The organism is Pseudomonas sp. IT-347P (assembly GCF_949768005.1).
GTDB lineage: Bacteria > Pseudomonadota > Gammaproteobacteria > Pseudomonadales > Pseudomonadaceae > Aquipseudomonas.
The window spans coordinates 768,180-783,166 of record NZ_CATKPQ010000011.1; the positions used below are offsets into that span (position 1 = coordinate 768,180).

Consider the following 14,987-nt stretch of genomic DNA (forward strand, 5'->3'; position numbering starts at 1 on the left):
GGCGTGGTTTATCGAGTCGTGCCGATGGCTTCAGGGGCGCAAGAGCATGGTCTCGTAGAGCAGGCGCTCGTTGCGCCGCACGCGCAGGTAGTCGCGTTCAATGTGCTCGGGGTCTTCGCTCACCATATAGAGATGACCGGGCCGGTCGTGGCCTTGGGAGCGATCGGTCTTGTACAGCCGGGTGCCGTTGGTAACGCGGAACAGTACGCTGCGCACGGTTTCGATATCGAGCAGCAGATTCAGATCCGGTTCGCGTTGTACATCGCCCGTCAGGTCGGACGACAAGTACACCTTGCGCGCCGCTTTGCTCTTCGGGTACACGGCACGGGTGCGCGTCACGAAGGCCGGCGTGTCGAGCATCGCATCGGCCAGCAACGACAGTTGCGTCAGGCTGTGGGTGTCGTACAGAACGGAAAAATCCACATTCCCCGACATCCGTGCGGCCACTTCGATCAGGCAGGGGCCCTCATCGGTCATGCGCAGTTCGAAATGCGCGGTGCCATAACGAATGCCAAGCGCATCGCAGACCCGGCCGACATAGTCCGACAGTGATTGATGAAGCGCAGAATCGCGGCTCACCAGGTCGGCATGGCTGTCATTGGAGGGCGCATCGTCGTTTTCTCGCGTTTCGCCCCACGCATCGCAGACGTAGTGATGACCATCCGAAGAACAGGTATTGACCAGGTACTGTTTGCCGTCGAGGTACTCTTGAACCAGTACCTTGCTGTACGTTTCGCTGAAGTCGTCGAAGAGGCTTTTGGCGCCGAGGATGGCGTCAAATGCATCGGCGATCTGCTGGCGCGTATTGCAGTAATGCACACCGTCGGTGTTGGCGCCTGCTTCGGGTTTCAGCACGATCTGCGCACCGATCTCATCGTGGAAGGCATAGATTTGCTGCAAGTCATCGGTCAGCAACTGGCGGGCCGATTTCAACGCATGGCGCCGCAGTGTTTCGTGCATGAGGTATTTGCTTCGGCGCGCCGTGCTCAGTGCGCCAAGGTTGCGTGGTGCGTCGAACATTTCGGCCAGCTTGTCCGCAAACAGCACGCACGGTTCGCATCCGGCGATAACGGCCTTGATATGACGTCCCTTCATCGCCTTCACGAAGTCCTCGGCCTCATCCTCGGACGCCAGCACATGGTTTTCGGCGTAATCAAGCGGGTTGAACGTAGGCTTGAGGATCGGATGCTCGATCGCGTCCACGGTGCACACGTGAATGCAACTGAACCCCAGTCCTTTGAATAGCGGTGCTATGTGGCGCCCGCTCGACAGTCCACCGACGATAACGATGACGTCCTTGTTGAATAATCGGCTCACAATGGGTTCCTTGTTATTGAATGAGGTGATTGCAGTTGCACAACGACATCGGCTCAGCCGGTCGCCAGGGTTTGCCAATTGACGAAGCCGTCCTCGCCAGGCTTGGTGTTGCGTGGCCGGTTGAGTATCCGGTCGATGACGATTTGGCCGCGCCAGGCCATGAGGCTCAGGTTCGGGTCGGCTAGGCCGCGCTGACGTCGCGTCGCGTTGAGCATGAAGATGTTCCGGTCGGCCGGACCTGCCCAAATCGCCGCGTAATCGCGGTCCACGCGAATCTCACCGCCTTCGCGTTCGAGGCGACTTTCCACAGCGCCCATGAAAGGATGCGCGGCGGAGCGGAAACCGGTGGCCCACACCAGCACGTCGGCTTCCTGGAGTTCCTGGGCATGACTGCCCGCATGTTGCGCGGCGAGCTTCCATGCTCCTTCTTCACGCCATACTTCAGTGACACTGCGCGAAGGCATCAACCGTACGATCATCGGTGAGTGTTCGATGTAGCGCAGGGTGTAAATGCGCTGATAGATACTGCGTAAGGTGTGCTCGGAAATGCCATCGCTGGCGAGTTCATTACGCTTGAGAAACGCCTCTCGAAAGTTCTCGTCCTGACCATAGAAGTAGTTCGAATGGGCGGGGGTAAACAGATCATTGGCAAATGGTGAGTCATCGATAGGCGAGAAGTTCTCCCGGCGCGACACCCAGGAGACCTGACTCGGCGCCTCGTCGCCAGTACGCCGCAGCAACTCGAGCACGACCTCCGCACCGGACTGGCCGCCACCGACGACCACCACGCGCTTGCCACCTAACCGGCGTGGCTGATTGGCGAACTCATAGATATGAAAGTGGCTGTCGTTGTCGATATGGGGGCGGGCAAATTCAGGCAGATAAGGCTGGATACCGACACCGACGATGACGTGTTTGCACAGCACCTGGCGTTTTGAAGTCTGTACAACAAAGTGCGCGCCATCGAAATCGACACCCTGGACGTCTTCGCCAAAGTGCACGTTTTCATTGGTGTGCGCTGCCCATTTGAGATAAGCGGCGAACTCGAGGCGGGAGATCTGCGCAAACTGGGCATTGAGGAACGGCAGCAGGCGACCATGCTGATGCAAGTAAGAGACAAACGAAAACGGATTGGTCGGCTCGGTCAGTGTGACGAGGTCCTTGAACATCGAGACTTGCAGGCAGGCATCCGGCAGCATCATGCCGCTGTGCCAGGAAAACTCTGACTTTTTCTCGAAGAATATATTGCGCACTTCACGTAACCCATACAGTTGCGCGGCAATACTGAGATTCGACGGCCCGCAGCCGATTCCCACGCAGTCGTATATCTCGTTTTCCATGTCAGCCTTCTCCATTGGCTCACCGCGTCGTGCGGATGAGAACTTTCGCAATCAATAAGCGTGCTCGATCTCGAGAAGGCCTTTGCAGGTCTCTCTTGACGTTCAGCCGATTTGAATTTTTCAGTTGCAGGCAAATAGAAGAGTTCCGGTCAGGGTTTTGTGTTCCGAGATGACCGGGAGGCATGCTTTGGCGGGGCGCGATGGCTTCTTGTAATCATTTGAAATACACGCATCCTTGTGTTGTTATTTTGGATATGTATAGGCGATTGATTGGATCCAATATGGACGACGGTTTTTCAACCGTCAACGCCCATTCACGACGTATTTAAAAATTAGTCCGCGGTGAAAATGATCACGGTAAAGGGCGCTGTCGGGGGCCTATACAACGTCGAAAATCGCGGTATTCTCCTTTCCCCCCCGACTACAAGGACCCGAGTCATGAGCAACATTCTTGAGAACCTTCCGCAGGGTCAGAAGGTCGGTATTGCCTTCTCCGGCGGGCTGGATACCAGTGCGGCACTGCACTGGATGCGCATCAAGGGCGCCGTCCCTTACGCGTACACCGCAGATATCGGGCAACCGGACGAGGACGACTATCAGTCGATCCCGCGCCGCGCCCTGGAGTACGGCGCTGAAGATGCGCGCCTGATCGATTGCCGCGCCCAACTGGTGGCGGAAGGCATCGCCGCGTTGCAGTGCGGTGCATTTCACATCACGACGGCAGGCGCGACCTACTTCAACACGACGCCGCTCGGCCGGGCCGTGACCGGCACCATGCTGGTGGCGGCGATGAAGGCGGACGGCGTCAATATCTGGGGGGATGGCAGCACCTACAAGGGCAACGACATCGAGCGTTTTTACCGTTACGGCCTGCTGGTGAATCCCGAGCTGAAGATTTACAAGCCCTGGCTCGACGAGCAATTCATCGACGAGCTGGGCGGCCGCGCCGAGATGTCCGAGTTCATGCATCAGGCAGGCTTCGCCTACAAGATGTCGGCGGAAAAAGCCTACTCCACCGACTCCAATCTGCTGGGCGCGACGCACGAAGCCAAAGACCTTGAAAGCCTCGAGAGCGGCATCGACATCGTCAATCCGATCATGGGCGTCGCGTTTTGGCGCGATGATGTCCGGATCGAAAAAGAACGCGTGACGATCCGCTTCGAGCAAGGGCATCCCGTGGCCCTGAACGGCACGACCTACACCGATGCTGTCGAGCTGATGCTTGAAGCCAATCGCATTGGCGGTCGTCATGGCCTTGGCATGAGCGATCAGATCGAAAACCGGATCATCGAAGCGAAGAGTCGCGGCATTTATGAAGCGCCGGGCCTCGCCTTGCTGCACATTGCGTACGAGCGTCTGGTGACCGGCATCCACAACGAAGACACGATGGAGCTGTACCGCGAAAACGGCCGCCGGCTGGGGCGTTTCCTGTATCAGGGGCGCTGGTTCGACCCGCAGGCGATCATGTTGCGGGAAACCGCGCAACGCTGGGTCGCAGCGGCAATTACAGGCGAAGTGACGATCGAATTGCGTCGCGGCAATGATTATTCGATTGTGGCGACCCGGTCACCGAACCTGACGTACCACCCTGAACGCCTGTCGATGGAAAAGGTCGTTTCGACGTTCTCGCCACGCGACCGGATCGGCCAATTGACGATGCGCAATCTGGACATCGCCGACACCCTCGACAAGTTGCGAATCTACTCCGAAGCCGGCTTGCTCACGGCGGACAACGCCTCCGTTTTGGCGGACTCGAAAGGCAGCGACTGAGCGTCCGCCCCGGGTCTCGTTCGACGCCATCAAGTGTTCGGCTGAACAGCCACGTCCCCGGTGTCGCCACTGTGGACGTGGTGGCTGGAACCGCAGCGTGTTTACGACGCGGTAATCAGCTCTCGCTGTGATCAATTGATTCCGCAGCCGCCTCAGCCGCCAGTTTTGCCCGGTCAGCCTTGCTGATGTACTTGGGCTTTTTCGGCGCCAGTTTGGCGCTGGCCTTTTTGGCTTTTTCCTTGAACAGCTGCTGCAGTTTCTTTTGACGATTCATGTTTTTCTATCCGGCCTGCAAGTTTGAATATCGATTGGCGAAGGGCTTGAACGTATGCGTCAAGCGGTGTGCGGCCCCGGCCAGCGCCGGTTCCCTGCAGAAAAGACGCGCCACGTTTGCGCCTGCGCTCAAAAAGGAGCGAATCCTGACCCAAGCTACGGGTCAAGGCAATGCCCAGTCTTCACATCGCACGATTATCCAGGCGGAATAAACTACGCTGATGTGTAACGTCACGATGACACAGGAGCCAACCACCATGAAGGCACGCCGCATGATCAACTCACGCAGGTTGATTGCAATGATTTCTTCCCTTGCGCTGGTGTTCAGCTCGGCGATGGCCCTGGCTGATCCTGGGAACGGCAAGGGGCAGGGCAATGGCAAGGGCAATCCGCAGAACATGCAGGGCCACGGCAACCAGAAAGGCAATGGCAACCAGAAGGGCGGTGGCAACAAAGGCAGCTCCGGTGGCGACTGGAGTCATGGTCCAAGCATCAATCGCGGCAGTGTGCTCGGGATTGTCGGCGGCTATCGCGACTACTGGAGTCCGGGCCCATCGTTGCCACCGGGCATTCAAAAGAACCTCGCCCGCGGCAAACCGCTGCCGCCCGGTATTGCGAAGAAGCTCGACGGACGCCTGCTCGGTCATCTGCCGCATTACGAAGGCTATGAATGGCAGCAGGTGGGCACGGACCTGATACTGGTGGCGCTGGCCACCGGCCTGATTTATGAGGTGCTGAACGGGGCGTTCGATTAAGCCGCATCGTACGAATAATGTTGCCGCATGTCAGGCCGGCATGCGCTGAGATTGCTGCAAAACGAGGCTCTTGTTCGGCAAGGGCATCACCGCGCAGTATTTGTTGAAGTCCACGTATCCGCAGGCGACTGGTGGATGAGGGTTTGCGCAGCTTTTCTGCCTGAGCCGAGCCGCTGCGCGCCATCCACTTCAATCAAACGATTTTCAAGGCACTGAGCACGATCAGCGATTGCTCGGCAAAGGCCTGAGCCTGTTCGGTCAGCGCGGCGATATTGGCTTCGGCGGTGGTCAGCGGTTGACCGTCCTTGACCAGCACTTCGTTTTGATCGGCGATGACGCTCCACGCCAATTGCGCCCACTCTGCCGGATGCTGTTTGCCCTGGCGGATGGCAATCAGGAACAGTTGCTGAAAGCGGCTGACGGTGACGCCACCGCCGGTAACCGGGCTGCTCAGCACTTGAATGTCAGCGTTGAACAGCGCGCGTTTGCACAGTTGCAGGTTGAACGCGGCGCAGCGTTCGTACACCAGCGTCTCGGCGGCTTCGCTCTGGCAAGGGGCAACGGCGCCCATGCTGACCAGGATGGCAATGGCCTGTTCCAGATCGTCATAGGCGATTGGCGACACCGCATCGAGCAACTGCTGCATCGTTTTCGCGTCGTACGTCTGACCGGCGAGCGCGTTGAGCACCGGGCCGTAGATTTCCGCTTGCAGTGAGGCGACACCAGCGGGGCCGGTGACGCTGGACGCTACGTTTTCTGCCGGTTGCATCAGGATAAATCGGGTATTGAGCATGCGCGACCGACGCTCGGCGGCGCAGAGTCGGTTGGCACCGCGCACGTACAGATCGCGGCGGAAAGCCTGGTTGACGAAGTAGTCACGCGCTTGCTCGCGCATCACCGGATGCTCGATACCGTCGAGAAAGGCCAGGCCTTCGGCGCTCAGGTTGAGTGCATCGACCGAATCCAGCGGCACTGCCGTCGTGACGTAATCGAGCTTGGCCGGGGCCAGAGCATCCACCATGTCGGCGAAGTACATGCAGTTCCAGTCACGATTGAAATATTCGTGGGCGACGTATTGGCGGTCCTGGCCTTTGATGGTCTGCAGGCGAGCGCCCAGACTCGGCGCGGCGATGGCGTACTTGGGGTTGGCCGCCAGCAACGCTTCGGAAAATTGCAACGCGGCATCGATGCGTTGATCCGGCCGCGTCGAGTGATGGGCAAAGCGGTCGTGCAGGCTGAACAATTGGCGCAACGGCGCAGCCGGTGACCAGCCCGGGAATGCGTTGTAACTGACGTACAGATGACCACCCGGTTTGAGGTGACGGCGGGCGAATTCGACAATCAGTTGCTGGTTGTCACGGCTGACCCAGGTCCAGATGCCATGCAGGCTGATGCTGTCGAACTGCGGCAAATCATGACGCGCCAGCAGTTGCTCGAAGCTGTCGTCATACAGCTGCGCACCGTTATTGCTGAGCGCTGCGAGTTCGATGGCATGGGCCGCCTGGCCGGGGTGGAAGTCTGTACCGACGAAGCCGCCAGGGTTGGCCGTGGCGTGAATATTGATCGACACCCCCTGACCAAAGCCGAGTTCGCAGTGATAACCGTCGGGATTGTCCAGACCGGCAAAGCCGCGCAACAACAGGCAGTAACGCTGGAATACCGGATTGATTTCCCGGCTATAGCTGTAGGTGTAGCCTTCGTCCGTGAAATAACCTTCGTTCCAGGCATTGCTCATGGGTGCAGCCTCTTGAATCGTAATGGAAAGTGGCTTTTGCAGGAGGTGGAACCGCGTCGTGAAAGACTCTCGGTGTCCACACAGGAGTTTGTCGGCAGGATCGAATCATTCGATAGGGTTCGTGATGATATTTCGCCGGAGTTATTGATGATCGGCGTTGGCCGCCACTTACAAACGCAGGCCCATCTCGAATGCCCGGGTCTCAAAGCCAAATTCCGCGTACATACGCGCGGCACGCTCGTTGAAGGGCCATACCGTTAAACGCAAATCCTGCGCGTCGTGCTCGATGGCCCAGTCCTTGACGCGTTGAATCAGCGCACGACCAATGCCTTTGCCCCAGAACACCTCGGCGACACACACCGAGCCGATGCGCACCACGTTCTGCGGCTGCATCAGCGGGCCGGAACTGGCGGACAGGGTGGCGGTAATGAACGCGACGGGCCGGGCACCCGCGTTGGCGATGAAGACGATCTGGCCGGGCTTTTCGAAGACCCCGGCCCAGTGCGGCAAATCGCGGGCGAAATCGTCGGTCGCGGCGGCGTAGATATCAGGGCGGGCGGCGTGGTGTACCGAGTTGAGCAACTGGCCCAGCTCGCACATCGCCAGAGCATCGTCGGCGGTGGCGGTTCGGTAGGTAATGACTTCTTCCATGAATAGCGCTCCTGTGATGTTTGGGAATAGTAGCGTTGCGTCAGGGTGTCTCTCGGACCGTTTCGAGTGGTTAGCGGTGATCAAAATCGATCGTTGAATCCGTCGCATGCGCCAATCGTTGCTGCGAGACCTCGGCAAGTCTGGATCAAGCGTTGCAGGCGTGCTGAAAAAAGCGCTGAGGGCGGCACGGCCCGAGGGCGGCGGATGCCTGGCATCCAAGGATTTCTTCGCTGGCGAGTCGCCCGACAATCGCTGCCAGCGTCACACCGGGATGCATCGCGCACACGTAAACCGCGCCGATGCCGGGCAGCAAGCCAACAATGGGGATGCCATCAGCGGGTATGGGCCGGAACCCGACAGCGACGGTTTGCGGCTCAATTGAAACAACACCAGAAAGTTGGTTTTGTATGGCTTCGGCGGTACGCCAGGCGATCTCTGTCGGCGAGTTGCCTGGCTCCTCTCCCAGATAGTCTTCAGCGGCCAGCAATGCGCCGTCGGCGCTTTGTCGCACCTCCATTTCAGGGCTGGAGATAATGCCTTTCACAAGGTCCGGTTGCGTCTGGTAGCGGATGAAAATCGCCGGCGAGGCCTCGATGGGCAGGGAAACGTTGAGCATCTGCGCTAACGGTCTGATGCCGGTCCCTGCGGCCAGCACCACCAGATCGGCATTGATCGTGGCCGTTGCGGTTTCGACACCGGTGACGGTTGTACCGCAGGTTTTGAAACCCGTTATTCGGGTGTGCGTGAGCAGCTCTGCCCCCAACGCTTGGGCGCCGGCAATCAAGGCGTGAGTGGCGCGCACCGCGTCGAGCGCGCCTTCTTGCGCGCGAAACAACGCATGAGCGGGGGGATGCTTCAGGTTGGGTTCGCGAACAAGAATCTCGGCGGCAGATACTACCGCCGTCGAGGCAGACGCCTCTGCCGATTTGTCGTACGTCAACGCTCCGGTCCAGCGAATCTGCAGATCGGGTAACTCGGCTTCCAGACGTCGGTATTCTTCAATGGCGCCGGCGCGCAACGGCGCAACAGGATCAGCGCCGGCGTGCGTAGTAGTGATCCAGGCGAAGGAGCGTCCGGTCACGCCGCTCGCGATCTCGCCGGCCTCGATCAATGTGACGTGTGCCCCTTTGCGTGAGAGGTGATACGCAAGGGACGCGCCGACGATGCCGGCACCAATCACCACGATTCGCTGAGGCGCTTTCTGTTCCATTTCAACATTCCCTGTTGGCGACAGCTGATCGTGCAGCAGCGCAAGGGATTCGAGCAAGCAGAAAAAAGCCCGGCCGAAGCCGGGCCTGGGCACGAGCAACGGTTTATGCGGCCATATTTCCGGCAGCCATTTCCTTCTTGTAACTGGCCTTCATGGCTTCCATCTGCGCGCCTAACTCGTCCAGTTTGGCTTTGCCCAAGAGTTTTTTCGCTTGAGGAAACATTTCCGTTTCTTCCTCTTCGATATGGTGCTCGAGCAGTTCCTTGACCACTTTCACCCGACCGGAAAACTCCGGGGTTCTCGGATCGGTCTGTTTCAGATCCGGCAGCACCAGCGAGTCGACGGTGCGGTGTTCTTCCTTGGCTTCGAAATACATGACGTCCTGTTCTTTGCTGCCGGCGGCCTTGAATGCGGGATAGAGGATCTCTTCTTCGAGACGGGTATGGATGGTGATTTCCATTTCCAGTTTGCCCAACAGTTCCACGCGCTTTTTCAACGCTCGCTCCGTCGAGTCGCTGAGCTGGCTGAGGATGTCTTTGACTTTTGCATGATCGGCTTTGAGAAGGTCGATGGCGTTCATTATGGTTCCTCGGCTGTCACGGGGTGAACACAGGCCGTTGTCCCACGGCGCTGTGAATGCCCTGTATCAGTGGCATTTGCCATGCCAATTCATCGATCCGGAAAAATGCCGTTGCTTCAAAGGCTTACAGCGCCAGCGTCAAACTGCTTTCGTGCAGCCTGCATGACCGGCGTCGTGGGAGCATTGCAGTTCACAGCCTCGGCTGAATTTGCGTGCCGGCGTCGCTGTCCAACACGCATCCGGGAATCCTTCGAGGTGAACGTCATGCTGAGCAAGAGACTGATCGACGCCAACGGTCAGAGACTGGTTTTGTCACTGAGCCAGTGGCATGGACGCCACTGATTCCGCGCTGATGGCGGCCCGCGCGCAGTTTGCGATCACCATCAGTTTTCATATCGTGCTCGCGGCGCTCACCATCGGCCTGGCGAATTTTCTGATGATCCTTGAGGCGCTCTGGTTACGCACCGGACGCAAGGTGTATCTGGATGTCTATCGTTACTGGCTCAAAGTCTTTGCACTGAATGTCGCGGTGGGTACAGCGTCCGGGCTGATCCTTGAGTACCAGTTCGGCCTGAACTGGTCGCGGCTTTCCGTGCAGGCCGGGGATATCCTCGGCCCGCTGATGTTCTACGAAGTGCTCGCGGCATTTTTTCTTGAGGCAGGCTTTCTCGGCATCATGCTGTTCGGGCTGAAAAAGGTCGGCCCGCGTCTGCATTTTTTTGCCACCTGTGCCGTCGCGGCGGGCTCCTTGATCAGCGCGTTCTGGATTCTCTCGGCCAATTCCTGGATGCACACGCCGACCGGCTATTCGATCGCCGCCGATGGCCGCTTTATGGCTGAGGACTGGTGGGCGATCATTTTCAATCCTTCCTTTCCCTATCGGCTGGTGCATATGACGCTGGCGACGTTGCTCGGTACGGCGACGCTGGTGGCCGGTGCCGGCGCGTGGCAACTGTTGAAGGCGTCTGACAATCCGCGGGCACGCTTGCAGTTCTCCATGGCGCTCTGGGCCATTGTGGTATTGGCGCCGATGCAAATGGTGGTCGGTGATCTGCATGGTCAGCACAGCCTGAAGGTCCAGCCGCAAAAAGTGGCGGCCATCGAGGGCAGTTGGACACGCCCACCGGAAGGTGCCGGCGAACCTTTGCGTCTGTTTGCATGGCCTGACATGAGCGACCGGCGCAATCACTGGGAAATCGCCATTCCGCGCATCGGTTCCCTGTACTTGCGGCACGATCTGAGCGGCACCATCGCCGCGCTGGACGAGTTTGCAGCGCAAGACATTCCGCCGGTGGCCCCGGTGTTCTTTGCCTTTCGCCTGATGGTCGGACTGGGGCTGCTGATGCTGGGGCAGGGCGTGATCAGTCTGGTGTTGCGGCGCAGACAACGCCTCTACGTCGCGCGCCGCTGGTTGTGGGGCTGCGTACTGATGGCACCGGCCGGGTTCCTCGCGATGCTCAGTGGCTGGACGGTCACCGAGGTCGGCCGTCAGCCCTATACCGTCTACGGACTGTTACGCACGGCGGACAGTCTGTCGCCGGTCTCGCGTGAACAGGTGCTGGTGTCGACTGTGCTGATTCTGGCGTTTTATCTGTTGGTCTTCGGCATCGGACTCTGGGTTCTGTTGCGCTTGTTGCGTGAGCCTGCGCATGAAGACGAACCCGGCCCGCAACCGACGCTGGCCGAAGAAACCGGGCACGCCGAGGAGCGGACGCATGGACACTGACTGGATAACCCTGCTGTGCGCCGCGGCCCTTGGTTTTTCGGTGCTGAACTATGTGCTGCTCGATGGCACGGACCTGGGTGTCGGTGTCTTGATGGGATTGACGCCGTGCAGCGACGATCGGCGCGCCATGGCGGTGACCATTCTGCCGATCTGGGACGCCAACGAGACCTGGCTGGTGCTGGGCGGCGGTGGTCTGCTGGCGTTGTTTCCATTGGCTTACGCGATTTTGCTGCCCGCGCTGTACCTGCCGTTCATTCTGATGTTTCTGGCGTTGATGCTCAGGGCGCTGGCGCTGGAGTTTCGCGACCACGCTCCCGGCGAACGCAGCAAGCGCTGGGTCGATCGTGTGTTGATGAGCGGGTCGTTATTGACCGGCGCGATCCAGGGCGTCGTGCTCGGTACGTTGATGCAAGGCGTGCCGCACCAGGGCGGTCAATACATTGGCAATGGCAGCGAATGGTTGCGCGCGTTTCCGTGGTTTTGTGGCCTGGTGCTGGTGTTGGGCTACGCGTGGCTGGGCACCTGCTGGCTGTATTGGCGAACCGTCGATGAACTGCAACGGCGCTCCGCGCGACAGGCACGAGGCCTGGCTTTGTTGACCGTTCTGGCCTTGGTGGTGCTGGTCTTCTGGAGCGCAACGTTGCACGTGCAGTACGCGCAGCGATTGACTGACCCTCGCGTCTGGATCCCCGCCGCAGCGCTGCTCGGCTTCTGTCTGCTGGTGTTCTTCTGCGGGTTCGCCGCACGCTTTGATTTTCTGCCGTTGTTCGCCGCGCTGGGCGTTTTTGTACTGGCCTTCGCCTTGATGCTGGTGGCGTTGTATCCGCTGATCATCCCGCCAAGCCTGACCCTGCAAGCCGCCACGTCCAGCCCGAAAAGCCAGCTGTTCATGCTGATCGGCTTTGCCGTTCTGATTCCGGTGACATTGATCTACAACACCTTCGGCTTTCGAGTCTTCAGCGGAAAAGTCCGTGTGCGCGGGGAGGGTGGTTCCCGCTGATCCGATTTCCGCAAAATCTCACTGAACTCGTTCTGACGCTGTCCTGCCGTATTGGAAGCAGCAGCCAATTCATCCATCAGTGCGAGGGCTAAAGCCATGCGAGCAATGACCTACCACGGCGCTCACGATGTGAGAGTCGAGACCGTGCCTGATCCGAAAATCGAAGCGCCCGACGATATTATTCTGCGCGTCACCGCGACCGCCATTTGCGGCTCGGACCTGCACCTGTACCGGGGCAAGATACCGACGGTCGAGCATGGCGATATCTTCGGCCACGAGTTCATGGGCGTTGTCGAAGAAACCGGATCTGAGGTGACGGCCGTACAACCGGGCGATCGGGTGGTTATCCCTTTCGTGATCGCTTGTGGTGACTGTTTCTTCTGTCAGCAGGAACTCTATGCCGCTTGCGAGACCACCAACGCCGGCACGGGGGCGGCCATGAACAAAAAAATCATTCCGCCGCCGGCCGCGTTGTTCGGCTATAGCCGCATGTACGGCGGCATTCCCGGCGGTCAGGCAGAGTTGGTGCGGGTGCCCAAGGCCAACACTGGCCCCTTCAAAGTGCCAGGCACGCTGGCGGACGAGAAAGTCCTGTTCCTCTCCGACATTCTGCCGACCGCCTGGCAAGCGGTCATCAATGGGCAGGTCGGCCAAGGGTCGAGCGTGGCGATTTATGGCGCCGGCCCGGTGGGGCTGCTCAGCGCGGCGTGCGCGAAAATGCTCGGTGCTGAACGTATCTTCATGGTCGACCATCACCCCTATCGGCTGGAGTACGCGCAACGCACCTACGGCGTCATACCGATCAACTTCGATGACGACGATGATCCGGCGGACACCATCATTCGCCAGACGCCGGGCAGTCGTGGCGTTGATGCGGTAATCGATGCGGTGGGGTTCGAAGCCAAGGGCAGCACCACGGAAACGGTACTGGCCACGCTTAAACTTGAAGGCAGCAGCGGCAAGGCTTTACGTCAGTGCATTGCTGCGGTCCGTCGCGGTGGGGTGGTCAGCGTGCCAGGCGTGTATGCCGGATTTATCCATGGTTTTCTGTTCGGCGATGCCTTCGACAAGGGCCTGACGTTCAAAATGGGCCAGACCCATGTGCAGCGTTATTTGCCGGAACTGCTCGGATACATCGAAACCGGTGCCTTGCAACCCGACGCGATCATCACCCACCGGTTGTCGCTTGAGCAGGCCGCCGAGGGCTACAGGATTTTCGACAAGAAACAGGAAAACTGCCGCAAGGTCATTCTGACCCCCGGCAGCAGTGACGTGCCACTGGCGCAAATGGAAGAGTTGCCGCCGTTGGTGCCCGCCAGTTGATCAACCTTGAACAGCGGGGCGATGCCGATGGCAAGCCCCGCACGAAGGCTAAAGAGACCGCTTACGACGCCGAATGCTGACTGACGTGTTTTGGCCCCGCCAACGCCCAGGCGATCAGCCCGAACAACGGCACAAACACGATCAGTACGATCCATACGCCTTTGTTGCTCGCTTTCCCCTCGCTCTTGCGCACCCGATTGATGGCCCAGAGTTCAATAAGCAGAAGAACTGCCGCCAGTACGATCCACACGGTTTCGATTTGCATTGGCTACCTCCTGATGGTCTGTTCGTTAGGTGGCGCAGGGGGCGGCGGGTTCATTTATTTTTGTTTGGGAAGCCGGCCAGACCGTTGCCGGACTTGTTGCGCCTCCTGCTTGTCTGCCTGTTGCAGGAAACGTTCGATCAACCAGCGGGCAGCGGGACCTGGTGGCAGATCCGTGCGGTGAATGACATCAAAGGTGTAAGTCCCGCTGCGGAATTCCGCGAGGTTCAGGTGCACCAGGCGACCGCTGCGCAGGTCTTCTTCGACCATCGGCAGGGGCATGTTGCCCCAGCCGATGCCTTCACGCAGGAGCATATGCTTGGCCCCCAGGTCGGCCAGGCGCCAGGTCCGATTGCCGAGCACGGCGAAATCCTTGCCTTTGGTCAACTGTGAACGATCCGACAGCACCAACTGCGTGTACTCGCGGCTGGCACCCGGCATGTTCGCCGTGTCCGACGCCAGTGGATGATCGGCGGAGGCCACTGGAATCAGCTCGACGCTGCCGGCTGCCATGCGCTCGATGCCGTCGATGTCGCGGCTCAGATGGCCGCTGACACCGATGATGGCGTGGCGATTGAGCACCAGCTCCGTGACCGCCCCGAGTGCTTCCATGTGTAAGTGCAGGGCGACCGTGGGAAAGGCTTCGCGAAAGGATTTGAGGGCGTCGACCACGCGCTCGGGGGGCAGCATCACATCGAGCACCACATGAACTTCGGCCTCCAGGCCTTGCAACAACCCTTTCACTTTAGCCCGCAGGCCATGCACGCCATTGGCAATGGTTCTGGCTTCGGCCAGCACCGTGCGCCCGGCCTCGGTAAGTTGCGGTTTGCGGGTGGTCTGGCGGTCAAACAGCGAGACGCCCAGTTGCATTTCCAGATTGGCAATCGAATAGCTGACCACCGAGGTGGCGCGGTGCAGTTTGCGTGCCGCGCCGGCAAAACTGCCAACCTCGACGACCGTCAGAAAGACGCGCAATTGGTCCAGTGTCGGGGTGCCCGGGTCAGAGATCATGCAGGTTTCCTTAGATGCGATTACGCAGATATTA

Annotated in this window: 14 protein-coding genes; 5 read left to right on the forward strand and 9 right to left on the reverse strand. The window is 59.4% G+C overall.

Annotation, left to right across the window (positions count from 1 at the left end):
• Positions 1-30: 30 nt before the first annotated feature.
• Positions 31-1,317 carry an ATP-grasp domain-containing protein gene (locus ACM6IV_RS07340; RefSeq protein ID WP_414869363.1) on the reverse strand — a complete coding sequence of 429 codons (1,287 nt, stop codon included), beginning with the start codon at positions 1,315-1,317 and terminating at the stop codon, positions 31-33.
• 53 nt (positions 1,318-1,370) lie between these two features.
• Positions 1,371-2,657: a lysine N(6)-hydroxylase/L-ornithine N(5)-oxygenase family protein gene (locus tag ACM6IV_RS07345; RefSeq protein ID WP_414869364.1), complete on the reverse strand. Its 1,287-nt coding sequence runs from the start codon at positions 2,655-2,657 to the stop codon at positions 1,371-1,373.
• 438 nt (positions 2,658-3,095) lie between these two features.
• Between ACM6IV_RS07345 and argG the strand changes: the two genes are divergently transcribed.
• A complete protein-coding gene (gene argG / locus ACM6IV_RS07350; protein WP_414869365.1) occupies positions 3,096-4,427 on the forward strand; it encodes an argininosuccinate synthase in 1,332 nt (443 codons plus the stop codon).
• 115 nt (positions 4,428-4,542) lie between these two features.
• Here argG and ACM6IV_RS07355 read toward each other — a convergent pair whose 3' ends face one another.
• The gene (locus ACM6IV_RS07355; protein WP_414869366.1) at positions 4,543-4,701 is read right to left on the reverse strand and encodes a DUF2986 domain-containing protein; all 159 of its coding nucleotides are present in this window, start codon (positions 4,699-4,701) and stop codon (positions 4,543-4,545) included.
• A gap of 271 nt (positions 4,702-4,972) precedes the next feature.
• Here ACM6IV_RS07355 and ACM6IV_RS07360 point away from each other — a divergent pair, with 271 nt between their 5' ends.
• Positions 4,973-5,455 (forward strand): anti-virulence regulator CigR family protein, encoded by a 483-nt coding sequence (locus tag ACM6IV_RS07360; protein WP_414869611.1) that lies wholly within the window; start codon positions 4,973-4,975, stop codon positions 5,453-5,455.
• 193 nt (positions 5,456-5,648) lie between these two features.
• On the opposite strand, the gene ACM6IV_RS07365 is transcribed toward ACM6IV_RS07360, so the two are convergent.
• The 4 genes from ACM6IV_RS07365 to ACM6IV_RS07380 form a co-directional block, all read right to left on the reverse strand.
• Positions 5,649-7,190: a class I SAM-dependent methyltransferase gene (locus ACM6IV_RS07365; RefSeq protein ID WP_414869367.1), complete on the reverse strand. Its 1,542-nt coding sequence runs from the start codon at positions 7,188-7,190 to the stop codon at positions 5,649-5,651.
• Between the two features lie 168 nt (positions 7,191-7,358).
• On the reverse strand, positions 7,359-7,841 hold the full coding sequence (locus tag ACM6IV_RS07370; protein ID WP_414869368.1) for a GNAT family N-acetyltransferase: 483 nt from the start codon (positions 7,839-7,841) through the stop codon (positions 7,359-7,361).
• A gap of 145 nt (positions 7,842-7,986) precedes the next feature.
• Positions 7,987-9,051 (reverse strand): NAD(P)/FAD-dependent oxidoreductase, encoded by a 1,065-nt coding sequence (locus ACM6IV_RS07375; protein ID WP_414869369.1) that lies wholly within the window; start codon positions 9,049-9,051, stop codon positions 7,987-7,989.
• 103 nt (positions 9,052-9,154) lie between these two features.
• A complete protein-coding gene (locus ACM6IV_RS07380) occupies positions 9,155-9,631 on the reverse strand; it encodes a hemerythrin domain-containing protein (RefSeq protein WP_414869370.1) in 477 nt (158 codons plus the stop codon).
• Between the two features lie 328 nt (positions 9,632-9,959).
• Between ACM6IV_RS07380 and ACM6IV_RS07385 the strand changes: the two genes are divergently transcribed.
• The 3 genes from ACM6IV_RS07385 (at position 9,960) to ACM6IV_RS07395 (ending at position 13,680) form a co-directional block, all read left to right on the forward strand.
• Positions 9,960-11,357 (forward strand): cytochrome ubiquinol oxidase subunit I, encoded by a 1,398-nt coding sequence (locus ACM6IV_RS07385; protein ID WP_414869371.1) that lies wholly within the window; start codon positions 9,960-9,962, stop codon positions 11,355-11,357.
• Complete coding sequence (gene cydB, locus ACM6IV_RS07390; protein ID WP_414869372.1) at positions 11,347-12,357, forward strand: cytochrome d ubiquinol oxidase subunit II; 1,011 nt, start codon at positions 11,347-11,349, stop codon at positions 12,355-12,357. Before ACM6IV_RS07385 ends, cydB begins: the two co-directional genes overlap by 11 nt.
• 96 nt (positions 12,358-12,453) lie before the next feature.
• The gene (locus ACM6IV_RS07395; protein WP_414869373.1) at positions 12,454-13,680 is read left to right on the forward strand and encodes a zinc-dependent alcohol dehydrogenase; all 1,227 of its coding nucleotides are present in this window, start codon (positions 12,454-12,456) and stop codon (positions 13,678-13,680) included.
• Positions 13,681-13,741: 61 nt separating this feature from the next.
• Here the strand turns inward: ACM6IV_RS07395 and ACM6IV_RS07400 are convergent, their stop codons facing one another.
• Positions 13,742-13,945 (reverse strand): PLD nuclease N-terminal domain-containing protein, encoded by a 204-nt coding sequence (locus ACM6IV_RS07400; protein WP_007916127.1) that lies wholly within the window; start codon positions 13,943-13,945, stop codon positions 13,742-13,744.
• A 54-nt stretch (positions 13,946-13,999) separates the two neighbouring features.
• Positions 14,000-14,953 (reverse strand): LysR family transcriptional regulator, encoded by a 954-nt coding sequence (locus tag ACM6IV_RS07405; RefSeq protein WP_414869374.1) that lies wholly within the window; start codon positions 14,951-14,953, stop codon positions 14,000-14,002.
• Positions 14,954-14,987 lie beyond the last annotated feature (34 nt).